Raw genomic sequence first — 15,885 nt, 5'->3', positions numbered from 1 at the left:
CATGGGCTCGGACTCCGACTGGCCCGTCATGGAGGCGGCGGCGAAGGCCCTCGCCGAGTTCGAGATCCCCTACGAGGTCGACGTCGTCTCCGCGCACCGGATGCCGCACGAGATGATCTCCTACGGGGAGCACGCCGCCGAGCGCGGCCTCAAAGCCATCATCGCGGGCGCGGGCGGCGCCGCCCACCTGCCCGGCATGCTCGCCTCGGTGACCCCGCTGCCCGTCATCGGCGTGCCCGTGCCCCTGAAGTACCTCGACGGCATGGACTCCCTGCTCTCCATCGTGCAGATGCCCGCCGGGGTCCCGGTCGCCACCGTCTCGGTCGGCGGGGCGCGCAACGCGGGGCTGCTCGCCGCGCGCATGCTCGCCGCGCACGACGAGGAACTCCTCGGCCGGATGCGGGAGTTCCAGCAGGAGCTGAACGACCAGGCCACCGAGAAGGGCAAGCGGCTGCGGGCCAAGGCCGAGGGCGCCGGGGCGGGCTTCGGCTTCGGCAAGTGACAGTCAAGTGATCCGGGGACGGGCGGGAGCGACATGACGGACGAGACGTTGGAGCGGGCCAAGGCGATACTCGCCGAGTTCCCGGTCGTCGACGGGCACAACGACCTGCCGTGGGCGCTGCGCGAACAGGTCACCTACGACCTCGACGCGCGGGACATCGCCGCCGACCAGAGCGCCCACCTCCACACCGACCTGGCCCGGCTGCGGGCGGGCGGCGTGGGCGCGCAGTTCTGGTCGGTGTACGTCCGCACCGACCTGACCGGCGACGCGGCGGTCAGCGCGACCCTGGAGCAGATCGACTGCGTCGACCAGTTGATCGCCCGCTACCCGCGCGACCTGCGCGCCGCCCTCACCGCCGCCGACATGGAGGCGGCCCGCGCCGAGGGCCGCATCGCCTCCCTCAAGGGCGCCGAGGGCGGCCACTCCATCAACAACTCCCTGGCGACGCTACGGGGCCTGTACGCGCTCGGCGTCCGCTACATGACGCTCACCCACAACGACAACATCGCCTGGGCCGACTCCGCGACGGACGAACCCGGCGTGGGCGGTCTCTCCGCCTTCGGCCGCGAGGTCGTCCGCGAGATGAACCGGGAGGGCATGCTCGTCGACCTGTCGCACGTAGCGGCGACGACGATGCGCGCCGCTCTCGACACGTCCGTCGCTCCGGTGATCTTCTCCCACTCCTCCGCGCGGGCCGTCTGCGACCACCCGCGCAACATCCCCGACGACGTCCTCGAACGGCTGCCCGCCAACGGGGGAGTGGCGATGGCCACCTTCGTCCCCAAGTTCGTCCTCCAGGCCGCCGTCGACTGGACCGCGGCCGCCGACGACAACCTCCGCGCGCACGGCTTCCACCACCTCGACACCTCGCCCGAGGCGATGAAGCTCCACCGCGCCTTCGAGGAGACCCACCCGCGCCCCGTCGCCACGGTCTCGACCGTCGCCGACCACCTCGACCACATGCGCGAGGTCGCGGGCATCGACCACATCGGCATCGGCGGCGACTACGACGGCACGGCCTTCACCCCCGACGGCCTGAACGACGTCTCCACCTACCCGAACCTCATAGCGGAACTCCTCACGCGCGGCTGGTCGAAGCGGGACCTGTCCAAGCTGACGTGGAGCAACGCGGTACGAGTGCTGGACGCGGCGGAAGACGTCTCGAGGCACCTGAAGGCAACGAGGGGCCCCTCAAACGCAACGCTGCCCCAGCTGGACGCTTAACCTTCCGCCTCGCCGCCGCCTTGGGCAACCTGCCGCCACCCACCCTCTCCGCCCCGCCTTGGGCAATCCGCCGTCCACCACCCCCCGCCCTGGGCGTCCCACGCCCGCCTTGGGCAATCTGCCGCCCCCACCCCCACCCCGGGCGCCCCCGACTTGGGCAATCTGCCGCCTGGGGCGGCAGGGTGGGCAAGGCGGCCCCCCAGCGCCGGGCACCGGAACAAGCAGGCCCGAACAAGAACTAGGCCGCCCCAAGCGCCGGGCACCCGAAGCAGCGACCCCGTACACGCACCGCCGGGTCACCCTGGACGCCCGTTTGACTCCTTTCGGCTCACCCAGGTCCCCCGAACGGCGCCGCCCACCGCGTACCCGCCCCCACCCCCGTGCCACGGTGAGCGGACCGCATGTCCCCCACCTCTCCCCGGCCGGAGCCGTGCCATGGCAGACCTACAGGACGAACTGACCGCGACCCCTGGCGTGGGCGAGCTCGACAGCCTCACCGCGCCGGACGAGTCCCGTCTGCCCGAGCCGGACCCCGAACCCGCCCCGGACCGGACCACGGCCCGTTCGCTCCTGATCCGGCACCCGGTCGCGGACGGCTGCTGCGGCCTGCCGGGCACGCTCCGCACCCTGCCCTGGTACGACCTGGAGGCCGGCGAGCACGCCGTGGAGGCGGATCTGCCGCGTCTGCGCGAGGGCGGCACGGGCGCGCTGATGTGGGCGCTGGAGGCGACCGCGGACCGCCCGGTCACGTCGGTACTGGAACAGATCGACCTGGTGGACCATGTGGTCGCCCGCTACCCGGAGGGCCTGCGGCTGGCCCGTTCCGCCTCGGAGACGGCCGACGCCCGCGCCCACGGCCGTATCGCGGTCCTGATCGGCCCGGCCCCGGCCACGGCGGCGGGCGACTCGCTCGGCACCCTGCGCGCCCTGCACCACCTGGGCCTGCGCGTGCTGACGCTGAGCGGCGCGTCGTGGGCCAGGGAGGACGGGCTGACCCGGTTCGGCGAGGAGATGATCCGGGAGATGAACCGGCTGGGCATGCTGGTGGATCTGACCGGCGCGCCCGCGGCGACGTACGCCCGTGTCCTCGCCGTGTCGAAGGCCCCGGCGATCCTGACGCGCTCGGGCGCCGCGGCCCTCAACACCCACCCGGACAACGCCTCGGACGACCTCCTGGCGGCCCTCGGCGCGAACCGGGGCGTGTGCCTGGTGGCGTGCTCGGCGGCGCGCACGGGCCCCGCCCTGCGGGACGTGGCCGACCACCTCGACCACGTACGCCGCGTCGCGGGCCCCGAGTCGGTGGGCCTGTCCGGCATGTACGACACCGGGGAGCCGCACCCGGAGGGCCTGGCGGACCCCACCGGCTACCCGGCGCTGCTCACCGAACTCCTCGACCGGGGCTGGCCGGAGACCGACATCGCGCTGCTGACGTGGGGCAACGTACAGCGGGTGCTGCGCGGCGTGGAGTTCACGGCGCGCGAGACGCGCCGCCGCCGGGGCCCGTCGACGGCGACCTGCTAGGACGCGGCGCAGAGGCAGAACGGGTGCCCGACCGGGTCCGCGTACACCCGCCAGCTGCGGCTCTTGTCCTCGTTGTCGAGCACGGTCGCGCCGAGGGCCAGGACCTCCTTCTCCGCGGCGTCCAGGTCCTCGACGGTCAGGTCGAGGTGGAGCTGCTGGGAGGACTCGGCGGAGGGCCAGGCGGGCGGTACGTACCCGGGCGCCTTCTGGAACGCCAACTGGCCGCCCGGCACCTTCAGGACGACCCAGTCGCCGTCGTCCTCGGTGTGGGTGACGGTGCCGTCGAGGACGGCCGCGTAGAAGTCGGCGAGCCGACGGGGGTCCGGACAGTCGAGGGCGACGACATCGAGCTTGGCGATGGCCATGATTCTCCTTCGGTCGCGGTTGGCCCGGCGGTTACCTATAAAGGGGCTCAACCGGTAACACCGTTACCGCATGGTGCCGCATTAGGGGTAACGTCGCAAGCATGAGTGAGCGTGCGTCCGCCCCTGGTGGCCTTGCCTTGGTCGAGGCGCTGGTGAACACGCTGGAAGACATCACGAGGGACACCGACACGCTGGACTCCGCGGAGGTCCGCGCCCGCTTCGGCATCACGGCGGCGGAGGTCGACGCGGCGCGCGAACTGCGCGAGTCGCTGCGCGCCGCCTGCCTGGCCCACGCCGACCACCCGCCGCACCGCGCGGTGACCCCGCTCGGCGACCTGCTCGCCAAGGCCCCGTTGCGCGTGGCGGTGGACGACCGGGACGGCTCGGCGGCCCTGGTCCCGGTGGACGACGGGCCGCTGCTCTCCCGGGTGGCGGCGGCGATCGCCGAGGCCGTCAAGGACGGCACCTGGACCCGCCTCAAGGCGTGCGAGGCCGAGGACTGCGGCTGGGCCTTCTACGACCGCAGCCCGGCGGGCCGGGGCCGCTGGTGCTCGATGGCGGTCTGCGGCGCCCGAGCGAAGATGCGCCGCTACAGAGCGAAGTAGCTCTTCGAGCGGGCGCGGACCAGCGCCCCGCAAGGGGCGCGGGGAACTGCGCGAGCAACCACAACGCACGGTCGGTCGTGCACGGCCCGCAAGGGGGCAGACGGCGATACGCCTACGCCGAGGGCCGCCCCATCGCCCGATACGTCCACCCGGCCTCCCGCCAGGCACCCGCGTCCAACGCATTGCGCCCGTCCAGAATCACCCGCGCCGAAGCGACGGCGCCGAGCTCCGCCGGATCCAGCTCCCGGAACTCCCGCCACTCCGTCAGATGCAGGACGACATCCGCCCCGCGCACCGCGTCGAGCGCCGAATCGGCGTACCCGAGCGTCGGGAAGAGGCGCCGCGCGTTCGCCATGCCCTTGGGGTCGTAGACGGTGACCTGGCCGCCCTGGAGATGGATCTGCCCGGCGACATTGAGCGCGGGCGAGTCCCGTACGTCGTCGGAGTCCGGCTTGAACGTGGCGCCGAGCACGGCGACCCGCTTGCCGAGGAACGCGCCGCCGCCGAGCGCCTCGCGGGCCATCTCGACCATCGCCCCGCGCCGCCGCATGTTCACGGAGTCGATCTCGCGCAGGAACGTGAGCGCCTGGTCGGCGCCCAGCTCACCGGCGCGCGCCATGAACGCCCGGATGTCCTTGGGCAGACAGCCCCCGCCGAACCCGATCCCGGCGCGCAGGAACTTGTGCCCGATCCGGTCGTCGTACCCGATCGCCTCCGCCAGCTTGGCGACGTCCCCGCCCGCGGCCTCGCACACCTCGGCCATGGCGTTGATGAAGGAGATTTTCGTGGCGAGGAAGGAGTTGGCGGCCGTCTTGACCAGCTCGGCGGTCGGGAAGTCGGTGACGACGAGCGGCGTGCCCTCGTCGAGCGGGGTCGCGTACACCTCGCGCAGCACCTTCTCGGCCCGCTCACTGCCGACGCCGATCACGATGCGGTCGGGGTGCAGCGTGTCGTTCACGGCGAAGCCCTCACGCAGGAACTCCGGGTTCCACGCCAGCTCCACGCCCTCGGGAAGGAGCCCGGCGAGCCGGTGCGCCGAGCCGACCGGCACGGTCGACTTGCCGACGACGAGCGCGCCCTGCTTGAGGTGCGGGGCGAGGGAGGCGAACGCGGAGTCCACGTAGCTCATGTCGCACGCGTACTCGCCGTGCTTCTGCGGCGTGTTGACGCACACGAAGTGCACGTCGCCGAAGGCCCCGGCCTCCGCGAAGTCCATCGTGAAGCGCAGCCGCCCGGTGGAGCCCTCGATCCCGGCGACGTGCTTGCGCAGCAGCTCCTCCAGACCGGGCTCGTACATGGGGACCTCGCCCCGTGTGAGCATGTCGATCTTCTCGGGGACGACGTCGAGGCCGGTCACCTCGAACCCGAGCTCGGCCATGGCCGCGGCGTGCGTGGCACCGAGGTAACCGGTACCGATCACGGTGATTTTGAGGGCCATGACGAAGCTCCAGAGGTGTGGCTGCGCGTGTGCGGCACGAGCATAGTCGTGGCATGGCCGGGCCGGTCGGCGGGCAACTTTCCCGCTGTCGCGCAGCTCACGTATCGAAGCTGCGGCCCGAGAACTAAAATTTGGGTTACTTAACGGTAATTAGCAGCGCTTGGAGCGTGAGACACCTTGGCCGGATCGGCGTCCAACCCGGAGTTCGACCTCTACCGTCCGTCCGAGGAGCACGACATGCTCCGCGAGGCCATCCGCGGCCTCGCCGAGACGAAGATCGCGCCTTACGCCGCCGCGGTGGACGAGGAGGCCCGCTTCCCGCAGGAGGCGCTCGACGCGCTGGTCGCCAACGACCTGCACGCCGTGCACGTCCCCGAGGAGTACGGCGGCTCGGGCGCCGACGCGCTCGCCACGGTCATCGTGATCGAGGAGGTGGCGCGCGCCTGCGTGTCGTCCTCCCTGATCCCGGCCGTCAACAAGCTGGGCTCGCTGCCCGTCATCCTCTCCGGCTCCGAGGAGCTGAAGAAGAAGTACCTGGGCCCGCTCGCCAAGGGCGACGCGATGTTCTCGTACTGCCTGTCCGAGCCGGACGCCGGTTCCGACGCGGCCGGCATGAAGACGCGCGCGGTGCGCGACGGCGACTCCTGGGTCCTCAACGGCGTGAAGCGCTGGATCACCAACGCGGGCGTCTCCGAGTACTACACGGTCATGGCCGTCACCGACCCGGACAAGCGCTCGAAGGGCATCAGCGCCTTCGTCGTCGAGAAGTCCGACGAAGGGGTCTCCTTCGGCGCCCCGGAGAAGAAGCTCGGCATCAAGGGCTCGCCGACCCGCGAGGTCTACTTCGACAACGTCCGCATCCCCGCCGACCGCATGATCGGCGAGGAGGGCACCGGCTTCGCCACGGCGATGAAGACCCTCGACCACACCCGCATCACCATCGCCGCGCAGGCGCTCGGCGTCGCCCAGGGCGCCCTCGACTACGCCAAGGGCTACGTCCAGGAGCGCAAGCAGTTCGGCAAGCCGATCGCCGACTTCCAGGGCATCCAGTTCATGCTCGCCGACATGGCGATGAAGATCGAGGCCGCCCGCCAGCTCACCTACGCGGCCGCCGCCAAGTCCGAGCGCGGCGACAAGGACCTCACCTTCCAGGGCGCCGCCGCCAAGTGCTTCGCCTCGGACGTCGCCATGGAGGTCACCACGGACGCCGTCCAGCTCCTCGGCGGCTACGGCTACACCCGCGACTACCCGGTCGAGCGCATGATGCGCGACGCCAAGATCACCCAGATCTACGAGGGCACGAACCAGGTCCAGCGCATCGTCATGGCCCGCAACCTGCCGTAGCACGCCCCCCTCACCCCGAACGAACCGCACGCCCCTGCCCACGCCGGCAGGGGCGTGCGCGCATGTAACGGGCGGCCGTAGCGCCCTCCCGGGAACCTGACACAACACCTCGTACGTCTTCGCCCACAGGCAACAGAAGACGCCACGAAGGGGGAACCGGCGTGGAGCAGCGACGGTCGGCGCTGGCCGAACGGATCAGTGAGCGGAGAGGGGGTGTCGGCGACCCCCGCGCGCTGGTCGGTGAGATGAGGCGTTCGGTGCTGCTGGTGCCGGTGTCCGGCGGCGGACTCTGGTCGGTGCGGTCGGGCGGGGTGCGCTGGGTGTGCGGGTTCACCGACGAGGTGGCGCTCGCCCGGTTCGCTCGGTCGCGCACGGCCGGCGACCAGCCCATGAGGGATATGGAGGCCATGGAGTACGCGGCGCTGCTCGGCGCCCGCATCGTCGACGAGGTCGTGCCCTCACTGGCCGAGCCCGCGGGCCTGGCCGTCGACATCGCGACCGAGGACGGAGCGATGTTCTTCCCGCCGGTCGTCGGCATCGTGCCCGACGACTGCGCCGTCGACGCAGCCGAGTCACAGGGAGGACACGGCCATGGGCGGTGAAGCGGCCGACCTGCACTTCGACAAGGCCGCCGTCACCAAGTTCACCAAGGGCGTCGGCGCGACCATCGACCAGCTCGGCGAGCTGGGCGGTGCCACCGGCTCGGTGATGGGCAAGGGCTTCTCGGAGCTGTCGATGACGGGGATGGAGACCGGCCACCACGGTCTCTCCGTCGACTTCGAGGACTTCTGCGAGCGCTGGGAGTGGGGCGTGCGGGCCCTGGTGCACGACGCCAGCGAGCTCGCCAACCGCCTCGGTCTGGCCGCGGGCACCCAGTGGGAGCACGACCAGTACGTCGAGGGCGCGCTGAAGGTGGGCGTCAACTCGGTGATGGGCGGCAGTCCGTACGCCAGCGAGGAGGAGATCGCCCAACAGGGCTGGGGCGAGGTGTTCAAGCCCGATGCCCTGGACCCGGACTGGAGCGCCGAGTCGTGGGACCGGGCCGGTGACGAGATGGGCCAGACCTGGAAGGACACCGGTCGCACGGTGCTCACCGAGGGGCAGGGCGGCCGGCAGTCGGAGGTGCTGAAGGACGCGCTCGGCATCTCCGACGATCAGTGGAACCAGGCTCTGGACGACTCCTTCGGCCCGTCGCCGGAGGAACGCGCCCAGCAGCAGAACGAGTCCGGGGGGAACTGACAGTGGGTATCGGCGACATCATCAGTGACCTCACACCGGACGCGGTCGAGGACGGTGTCGAGTGGGTCGGCAACCGGGTCGAGGACGCCGGGAACTGGACCGCCGACCGGCTGGACGACGTCGGCTGGGAGTCCGGCGCGGACTGGGTGCGTGAGCAGTCCCGCTCGGTCGCCAACCGGATGGGCGCCGAGGTCGACGAGATGGACCTCGGTCAGACCGAGGACAAGACCAAACTGATCTACGGCAGCCCCAGCACGATCCTCGCCAGGGCCGAGCAGCTCCGCGGCTTCTCGAAGTCCTTCGAGACCACGGGCGACGGCATCAAGGGCCTGTCGTCCACCGAGCTCAAGGGCGAGGCGGCCGAGGCGCTGCGCAAGGCGGTGTCCAAACAGCCGCCCAAGTGGTTCACCGGCGCCGACGCGTGCGAGAAGGCGGCCGGCGCGATGGAGAACTTCGCCGGAACGGTGACCTGGGCCCAGGGACAGGCGCAGACGGCGATCGACAAGTGGAAGGAAGGCACCAAGGCGTCCCAGGAAGCCGCCGACGCCCACCGCAAGAAGGTGGACGACTTCAACAAGGCGGTCGACAAGTACAACGGGCTCCCCGCCGACCAGCGGGACCCGTCGAGCCTTCCGCCCCGCCCCGCCCCGACGTTCGAGGACCCGGGCAAGAAGCTGATGCAGGACGCGCAGGACATCCTGGCCGAGGCGCGCAAGCAGCGGAACACGGCCGCGGCGACCGCGTCCGCCGCGGTCCGCGCCGCCCGCGACCTGGCCCCGAAGAAGCCCTCCTACGCCGAGCAGCTGGCCGCCGGATCGCAAGAGCTGCAGCTCATGGGCGACCACGTCGGCGGCGGCATCATCAAGGGCAGCGCGGGGCTGCTCAACTTCGTCCGCGGGCTCAACCCCACGGACCCGTACAACCTCACGCACCCGGCCGAGTACGTGACCAACCTCAACAGCCTGGCCGCGGGGCTCGTCGTCGCCGCCAACGACCCGGTGGGCACCGGCAAGCAGATGCTCACCGACTTCATGAAGGACCCCGCCGAGGGCTTCGGCCGCCTGATCCCCGATCTCGCCCTGACCGCGGCGACGGGCGGTGGCGGCGCCGCCGTCAAGGCCGCGCGCCTCGCGAAGGAGGCGTCCGGCGCCGCGAAGGCCGCGCGCGTCGCGGACGACGTGGCCGACGCCGGGAAGGCGCGCCGGGTGCTCGACGAGGACCCGGAGGGCGGCCACACCACGCCGGACGGCGACCGCAATCAGGGCGGCGACCCGGTGGACCTCGCCACGGGCAAGATGTATCTGCCGCAGACCGACCTCGTGCTGCCGGGCATCCTCCCCCTGGTGTTCTCCCGTCGCACGGAGTCCGGCTGCGCCGTGGGCCGCTTCATGGGGCCCGCGTGGACGTCCACCGTCGACGAGCGGCTGGAGGTCGACGCGATCGGCGTCCTCCACGTCACCGCGGAAGGGCTCCTCGTCGCCTATCCGCACCCCGTGCCCGGCGCCCCCACCCGTCCCGTCACCGGGACCGCCCGTACCGAACTGGCGCGTGACGCCGAGGGCAACTACACGGTCACCGATGCCGACGGCGGCCTGACGTTCCACTTCGACGCCCCGGCAGGCACCGAACCCGGAGAGGACGGCCGCGCCTGGCTGTCCGCCGTCACCGAACGCAACGGCCACAGCATCACCATCGACCGCGGCGAGGACGGAGTGCCCACGGCCCTGGTCCACTCCGCGGGCCACCACGTGAAGCTGTCCGTCACCGACGGCCTGGTCACCGCCCTGTCCCTGGCGGGCGCGGGAGCGGGCGGCGCCGACCTCCCCCTGATGAGCTACGGCTACGAGGACCGCGACCTCACCACCGTCACCAAGCCGTCCGGAGCCGTCACCACCTTCGTCTACGACGACCGACGCCGCGTCACCGCCTGGATCGACTCCAACAACAGCCGCTACGACTACGTCTACGACCACCGCGACCGAGTCGTCGCGGAGGGCGGCGAGGCCGGCCACGTCCAGATCACCCTCGCCTACACGGACCCGGACCCCGACACGGGACTCAGCACCACCACGCTCACCACCGCCGACGGACACGTGACCCGCCACGAGTTCGGCCCCGGCTGCCGTCTGGTGGCGCTCACCGACCCGCTGGGCCGCACCACACGGTTCGGCTACGACGCGCGCGGCAACCAGCGGACCCGCACCGACGCGCTGGGGCACACCACCTCGTACTCCTACGACGAGAACGGCCGGATCGTCTCGGCCACCCGCCCCGACGGCACCGAACTGCACACCGTGCGCGGCCCGTTCGGCCTGCCGGTGGAGGTCGTCGCGCCGGACGGCGCCCGCACGGTCCACGTGTACGACGAACGCGGCAACCGCACGGCCGTCACCGACCCGGCCGGATCCACCACGCACCACACCTACGACCACGCCGGACGGCTCACCTCCGTCACCGACGCCCTCGGCGCCACCACGCACGTGGTGTGCGACGCGGCCGGGCTGCCCGTAGTGGTCACCGGCCCCTCCGGCGACGTCACCCGTACGGAACGCGACGCCCTCGGCCGCCCGGTGCGCATCACCGACCCGGCGGGGGGAGTGACCACCTACGCCTGGGACGCCGACGGGCAACTCGCCCACCGCACCGGACCCGACGGCGCGACCGAGTCATGGACCTACGACGGTGAGGGCAACTGCCTGACGCACACCGATGCGACGGGGGGCGTCACCCGCTTCGAGTACACCCACTTCGACCTGCCGCTCGCCCGCACCGGGCCGGACGGCGTCCGCTACGAGTTCGAGCACGACGCGGAGCTCCACCTCACCCGCGTCACCAATCCTCAGGGCCTGACCTGGGAGTACGAGTACGACGCCGCCGGTGACATCGTCTCCGAGACCGACTTCGACGGACGCACGCTCACCTACCGGATGGACGCCGGAGGCCGGCTGGCCGCGCGGACCGACGCACTCGGCGCCACCATCGCCTTCGAGCGCGACGCGCTCGGCCAGGTGATCCGCAAGGATGTCGACGGCCGGGTGACGACGTACGCCTACGACCCCGCGGGCCGCCTCCTGGAAGCAACGGGCCCGGACAGCGAACTCCGCTACCAGTACGACCGCCGGGGCCGGGTCAAGACGGAACTGGTCGACGGCCGCGCCATGGTGTACACCTACGACGCCCTGGGCCGCCGCAAGCGCCGCACCACCCCCACCGGCCACGTCACCTCCTACGCCTATGACGCCGGCGGCCGGCCCGAGCAACTGACGACGGGCGGGCGCCAGGTCGACTTCCGGTACGACGCCGCCGGCCGGGAACTCGCCCGCGTCCTCGGCGGCGCGGTCACGGTCACCTCCGCCTGGGACGAGGCCGGACGACTGGCCGAGCAGCACATCACCGTCGGCGCGCGCGCCGTCAACAGCCGGGCCTACACCTACCGCGCCGACGGACACCTCCTCGCGGTGGCGGACCGGCTGTCAGGGCTCCGCACCTTCGACCTCGACCGGACGGGCCGGGTCACCGCCGTGCGCGCCCAGGGCTGGACGGAGACGTACGCCTACGACGCGGCGGGCAACCAGACCTCGGCGTCCTGGCCGTCCCGGCACCCCGGCAACGAAGCCACGGGCGAGCGCGCCTACACCGGCACCACGCTCACCCGGGCCGGCGGGACACGGTTCGAGCACGACGCGCTCGGCCGCATCACCCTCCGCCAGAAGAAGCGCCTCTCCCGGGGGCCCGACACCTGGCGCTACGAGTGGGACAGCGAGAACCGCCTCACCGCCGTGACCACCCCGGACGGCACACGGTGGCGCTACCGGTACGACCCCCTGGGGCGCCGCACGGCGAAGCAGCGCCTGGCGCCCGACGGCGCGACCGTGGTGGAGGAGACCCGCTTCACCTGGGACGGCCTCACCCTGTGCGAACAGACCAGCCACCGGCCCGACAGCCCCACCACGGTCGCCCTCACCTGGGACCACCGGGACGTCGTCCCCCTGACCCAGACCGAGCGCATCCTCGACGCCGACAGCGGCCAGGCGGAGATCGACCGCCGGTTCTTCGCCATCGCGACGGACCTGGTCGGCACACCCACCGAACTCGTCGACGAGGCCGGTGACATCGCCTGGCGCTCCCGTTCCACCCTGTGGGGCACCACGGCCTGGTCCCGCGACAGCAGCGCGTACACGCCACTGCGCTTCCCCGGCCAGTACTACGACCCCGAGACGGGCCTGCACTACAACTACTTCCGCCACTACGACCCCGAGACCGGCCGCTACACCTCCCCGGACCCCCTCGGTCTGGCCCCCGCCCCGAACCCGGTCGCGTACGTGGGCAACCCGCACGCGGGGTCCGACCCGCTGGGGCTCATGCCCAAGTACACGAAGGAGGAGCGGGCCCAGAAGCGGATCAACAAGGTGGTGGACGACATCATCGAGAGGGCACAGGACGGTGGGTTCAGGAAGCGTCACGACTACCACGGCGACACCCGGCACGCCTTCCCCGACGAACGGGTCGTCGAGATTCTCAAGAAACCGGACGCCGTGTACCACTCGACGGGCACAGCCGGGACCTTCACCTTCCGCAAGGGCGACGACGTCGTCATCATCGACGGCCCCGGTCAGACCCAGGGCCAGGCCATCACGGCGTACGGCCCCTCCGGCATCAAGGGTGACTCCGGAGCGTCGGCGCTCGGGGGCAAACCCACGGATCCTGGTGCGCCGGTGACGCACGAGGACATCGTGAACGGCAGGATTCCCGCCAAGGACGGCCGTTTCCAGCCGCCGGCAGTACAGATCAGATGAGGCAGTGATGGTGGAGAAAGTGAAGTTCGACGACGGCTGGTCCGCGACGGTGACGGATGCACCGCTCGACGCCGTTCCCCGGCTCCTCGGTCTGTTCCTGGTGGTCGCGCCCTATGCGGACCGGGTGGAACGGGAGACGTTCCTGGCCAACACGTTCGGCAGCCAGGACTGGCTGTGGGATCTTCCCGACGTCTTCCGCTTCGACCCGGGCAGCCGCCGGCTGGTCGGAGCCGAGCTCCGCATTCCGGAGGAGTCCGGCTCGGCCGAGGACGTGGCCCGCCTGCCCAGCACGCCCCATGTGCGCCCGGGCGGGCTCCAGGCGGACGAGGTCAAGGACTTCCGGCACGAGATCTGCACAGTGCTGTGCCGCGCTCCCGGCGATACCGTGCTGACCTGCCTGCGCGACCTCGACGTCCTTGACCAACCGCTGGATGCCCGTATCGGCATCGCCCCCGACGTGGCACTCCTCGTCCAGCGCGGCTTCGTCGTCGGCTGGAGCATCACCGACCCGGCGCGGTACCTGACCACCGCATACCGCGATCCCGATCCTCAGCCGCCCGCGCCCGCCACCCGCCGACTGCTCAGTGAATGCCTGGACCTCGTCACCGATCCGGCGGTGGTCGACGGCCTGGTGGACGGCGAGCCCGCCGCCGTGGCCCGGCTGCGGGCCGCGGACGAAGCCCTGCGTGCCCAGCAGGAGGACCGGAACCGGGCCGATGCCCTGCAGGAGCTCATCGCCACGTACGTCGAGGATTACGGAGCCTCTTGATGGGGGACGGAGCGGCGCTCGTCAGCACACTCACCCTCGATGCCGACTGGACCGCGACGGTGACGGGAGAACCTTTGCTCGTCACCCCGCGTCTCGATTTCCGGGACTCCCAGGTACGGGTCGGGCCGTACGGGAGTGTCGAGGAACGCGAGCGGTTCCTCGTCGACACCTTCGGCAGCGGGCCGTGGCTGTGGGACACGCCCGACGAGCTCCGGTTCGATCCGGTGAGCAGGAACCTGGTCGGTGCGGAGTTCCGGATCACGTACTGGGCCGCCGACCCGGAGGACTCCGCCCGGGTTCCGGATCTTCCCCCGGTCAGTCCGGGCGGTCTGCGCGCGGACGTGCCGGAGGACTTCCGCCTGGAGGTGACCGAGGACCTCTGCCTCGGCCCGGGGGACACCGTGCTCACCTGTCTGCGCGACCTCGACGTCCTCGACGAGCCGTTGGAGGCCCGCATCGGGATCGCACCGGACGTGGCGCTCCTCGTCCAGCACGGCACCGTCGTCGGCTGGAGCCTGACCGACCCGGTTCAGTACCTGACCAGCGGATTCGCCGCTCCCGACCCGGCTCCCGCCGCCCAGGCCACTCGGCGGCTGTTCACCGAGAGCCTGAATCTGACCACCTCGCCGCTGCTCGACGATGTGCAGCACCGGGTCCCGTCGGCCGTGGCACGGCTCCGGGCACTGTACGAGGCCCTGCGCGCCCAGCGGGAGGACCGCCACCGGGCCGACGCCCTCCTCGCCCTCATCGGCGACCTGTACGAGGAGTACGGGGGCAGGTGACGGTCCAGGGCGTCAGTTGCCGGATACGGTGACCTTCTCGTCCTTGTTGAACTGGTCGACGAGCTGCTTGACCTTCGTCTTGTCCCACAGCAGGTTCCCGCCGACCGAGCCGTTCGTCGGCATGTTCATGGACTTGCCGTCACCGCCGTTGACGCCCTTCATCGCCATGAACATGGACGCCAGGTTCCACAGGCTCATGTCCTTGTCGACGACGAGCGAGTCCAGGCCCGCGCCGAGCGTCGGGTAGAGCTTGAAGGGGTTCATGATGGTCGTCGGCGACGCCACCTTGTGGGCGAGGGCCGCGAGGAACGCCTGCTGGTTCTTGGTGCGCTGGAGGTCGCTCTGGGCGAACGCGTGACGCGTACGGACGAAGGCGAGCGCCTGCTGGCCGTTGAGGGTCTGCTTGCCGGCCTTGAAGTCGGCGCCGGACCACTTGTCCTTGAAGCCCTTCTTCAGGTCCATCTCGACCCCGCCGACCGCGTCGACGATGCTCGCGAAGCCGCCGAAGCCGATCTCCGCGTAGTGGTCGATGCGCAGCCCCGTGTTGGCCTCGACGGTGCGGACGAGGAGTTCGGGGCCGTCCTCGGCGTAGGCCGCGTTGAGCTTGGTCTGGCGGCCCGTGGCCGGGTAGAGCTTGCCGGACTCGGCGCCCTTGAAGCTGGGGATCGTGACGTTCGAGTCGCGGGGGAGGGAAACGAGCGTGTCCCCGTTGTCCCCGACGTGCAGGATCATCATCGTGTCCGTGCGCTTGCCCTCGGCGGAGCCGGTGTGCAGCTTCTTCTTGTCCTCGGCGGTCATGCCCTCGCGGGAGTCCGTGCCGACGATCAGGTAGTTGGTGCCCTCGCCCGCCTCGGGCCGGTCGATGACCTTGGACAGGTCGACGTCCCGGTGGAGCTTGGAGTCGGCCCAGAAGTACGTGGAGACGCTCGTCACCACGACGACGGTGACCACGGTGATCGCGGTCCACTTGATGCGCTTGCGCCAGTTCGGCGCAGGCCGCGCGGGGCGCCCGCTCGGCCCGTAGCCGTCGTCCCCGCCGCCGCCCTGGCCGCGGCCGGGCTGGCCGTAGACCTGCCCCGTGTTGTATCCGCTGTCGTACGGCGGTTCGTACGCGTCGTCGTAGCCGTCGTAGCCGGGCTGCTGCTGCGGGACGGGGCGCTGCACATGTGGCATGACACGCGCGCCCTCGGGGCGTGCGCTCGCGCTGCCACGGCCGTAGCCGCCGCGGCTGCCGCCGCCCTGCCGGTCGCTCCGCCCCTCGGGCCAATCGCTCATGGGCTCAGTTTGCCGTGTGCGGCTG

At 71.4% G+C, this 15,885-nt stretch carries 13 protein-coding genes; 10 read left to right on the top strand and 3 right to left on the bottom strand.

Features of this window, described 5'->3' with window-relative positions; translation table 11 throughout:
* Window position 1: 1 nt before the first annotated feature.
* The 3 genes from purE to ABZ877_RS18135 all read left to right on the top strand — a co-directional run bounded on the left by purE (window position 2) and on the right by ABZ877_RS18135 (window position 3,247).
* Entirely contained in the window at window positions 2-502 is a 501-nt protein-coding gene (gene purE, locus ABZ877_RS18145) for a 5-(carboxyamino)imidazole ribonucleotide mutase (protein ID WP_361072089.1), read from the top strand.
* A gap of 33 nt (window positions 503-535) precedes the next feature.
* The gene (locus tag ABZ877_RS18140) at window positions 536-1,726 is read left to right on the top strand and encodes a dipeptidase (protein ID WP_361071711.1); all 1,191 of its coding nucleotides are present in this window, start codon (window positions 536-538) and stop codon (window positions 1,724-1,726) included.
* Window positions 1,727-2,161: 435 nt separating this feature from the next.
* Complete coding sequence (locus tag ABZ877_RS18135) at window positions 2,162-3,247, top strand: membrane dipeptidase (protein ID WP_361071708.1); 1,086 nt, start codon at window positions 2,162-2,164, stop codon at window positions 3,245-3,247.
* Here ABZ877_RS18135 and ABZ877_RS18130 read toward each other — a convergent pair.
* The gene (locus tag ABZ877_RS18130) at window positions 3,244-3,612 is read right to left on the bottom strand and encodes a VOC family protein (protein ID WP_361071705.1); all 369 of its coding nucleotides are present in this window, start codon (window positions 3,610-3,612) and stop codon (window positions 3,244-3,246) included. The genes ABZ877_RS18135 and ABZ877_RS18130 overlap by 4 nt on opposite strands.
* 101 nt (window positions 3,613-3,713) lie before the next feature.
* Between ABZ877_RS18130 and ABZ877_RS18125 the strand changes: the two genes are divergently transcribed.
* A complete protein-coding gene (locus ABZ877_RS18125) occupies window positions 3,714-4,217 on the top strand; it encodes a CGNR zinc finger domain-containing protein (protein WP_361071702.1) in 504 nt (167 codons plus the stop codon).
* Window positions 4,218-4,329: 112 nt separating this feature from the next.
* On the opposite strand, the gene ABZ877_RS18120 is transcribed toward ABZ877_RS18125, so the two are convergent.
* Window positions 4,330-5,655, bottom strand: coding sequence for a UDP-glucose/GDP-mannose dehydrogenase family protein (locus ABZ877_RS18120; protein ID WP_361071699.1), 1,326 nt, complete (start codon window positions 5,653-5,655; stop codon window positions 4,330-4,332).
* A gap of 177 nt (window positions 5,656-5,832) precedes the next feature.
* Here ABZ877_RS18120 and ABZ877_RS18115 point away from each other — a divergent pair, with 177 nt between their 5' ends.
* The 6 genes from ABZ877_RS18115 to ABZ877_RS18090 all read left to right on the top strand — a co-directional run bounded on the left by ABZ877_RS18115 (window position 5,833) and on the right by ABZ877_RS18090 (window position 14,585).
* Window positions 5,833-6,999, top strand: coding sequence for an acyl-CoA dehydrogenase (locus ABZ877_RS18115; protein ID WP_361071696.1), 1,167 nt, complete (start codon window positions 5,833-5,835; stop codon window positions 6,997-6,999).
* Between the two features lie 161 nt (window positions 7,000-7,160).
* On the top strand, window positions 7,161-7,601 hold the full coding sequence (locus ABZ877_RS18110; protein ID WP_361071693.1) for a hypothetical protein: 441 nt from the start codon (window positions 7,161-7,163) through the stop codon (window positions 7,599-7,601).
* On the top strand, window positions 7,591-8,238 hold the full coding sequence (locus ABZ877_RS18105) for a hypothetical protein (RefSeq protein WP_361071690.1): 648 nt from the start codon (window positions 7,591-7,593) through the stop codon (window positions 8,236-8,238). Before ABZ877_RS18110 ends, ABZ877_RS18105 begins: the two co-directional genes overlap by 11 nt.
* A 2-nt stretch (window positions 8,239-8,240) precedes the next feature.
* Window positions 8,241-13,034, top strand: coding sequence for a putative T7SS-secreted protein (locus ABZ877_RS18100; RefSeq protein ID WP_361071688.1), 4,794 nt, complete (start codon window positions 8,241-8,243; stop codon window positions 13,032-13,034).
* 7 nt (window positions 13,035-13,041) lie between these two features.
* Window positions 13,042-13,803, top strand: coding sequence for a hypothetical protein (locus ABZ877_RS18095; protein WP_361071685.1), 762 nt, complete (start codon window positions 13,042-13,044; stop codon window positions 13,801-13,803).
* Window positions 13,803-14,585 (top strand): hypothetical protein, encoded by a 783-nt coding sequence (locus ABZ877_RS18090; protein WP_361071682.1) that lies wholly within the window; start codon window positions 13,803-13,805, stop codon window positions 14,583-14,585. The genes ABZ877_RS18095 and ABZ877_RS18090 overlap by 1 nt, the downstream gene beginning before the upstream one ends.
* Window positions 14,586-14,597: 12 nt before the next feature.
* On the opposite strand, the gene ABZ877_RS18085 is transcribed toward ABZ877_RS18090, so the two are convergent.
* Window positions 14,598-15,860 carry an LCP family protein gene (locus ABZ877_RS18085; protein ID WP_361071679.1) on the bottom strand — a complete coding sequence of 421 codons (1,263 nt, stop codon included), beginning with the start codon at window positions 15,858-15,860 and terminating at the stop codon, window positions 14,598-14,600.
* Between the last annotated feature and the right edge of the window lie 25 nt (window positions 15,861-15,885).

Source organism: Streptomyces sp. NPDC046939 (assembly GCF_040644575.1).
Lineage (GTDB): Bacteria > Actinomycetota > Actinomycetes > Streptomycetales > Streptomycetaceae > Streptomyces.
This window is presented reverse-complemented; position numbering and strand designations above follow the sequence as displayed.

Excerpts from the sequence above, each read along its gene's own strand:
- ABZ877_RS18130 (WP_361071705.1), bottom strand. The coding sequence starts at position 3,612 with ATGGCCATCGCCAAGCTCGATGTCGTCGCCCTCGACTGTCCGGACCCC.
- ABZ877_RS18135 (WP_361071708.1), top strand. The coding sequence starts at position 2,162 with ATGGCAGACCTACAGGACGAACTGACCGCGACCCCTGGCGTGGGCGAG.
- ABZ877_RS18140 (WP_361071711.1), top strand. The coding sequence starts at position 536 with ATGACGGACGAGACGTTGGAGCGGGCCAAGGCGATACTCGCCGAGTTC.
- ABZ877_RS18105 (WP_361071690.1), top strand. The coding sequence starts at position 7,591 with ATGGGCGGTGAAGCGGCCGACCTGCACTTCGACAAGGCCGCCGTCACC.
- ABZ877_RS18095 (WP_361071685.1), top strand. The coding sequence starts at position 13,042 with ATGGTGGAGAAAGTGAAGTTCGACGACGGCTGGTCCGCGACGGTGACG.
- ABZ877_RS18120 (WP_361071699.1), bottom strand. The coding sequence starts at position 5,655 with ATGGCCCTCAAAATCACCGTGATCGGTACCGGTTACCTCGGTGCCACG.
- ABZ877_RS18090 (WP_361071682.1), top strand. The coding sequence starts at position 13,803 with ATGGGGGACGGAGCGGCGCTCGTCAGCACACTCACCCTCGATGCCGAC.
- ABZ877_RS18085 (WP_361071679.1), bottom strand. The coding sequence starts at position 15,860 with ATGAGCGATTGGCCCGAGGGGCGGAGCGACCGGCAGGGCGGCGGCAGC.
- ABZ877_RS18125 (WP_361071702.1), top strand. The coding sequence starts at position 3,714 with ATGAGTGAGCGTGCGTCCGCCCCTGGTGGCCTTGCCTTGGTCGAGGCG.
- purE (WP_361072089.1), top strand. The coding sequence starts at position 2 with ATGGGCTCGGACTCCGACTGGCCCGTCATGGAGGCGGCGGCGAAGGCC.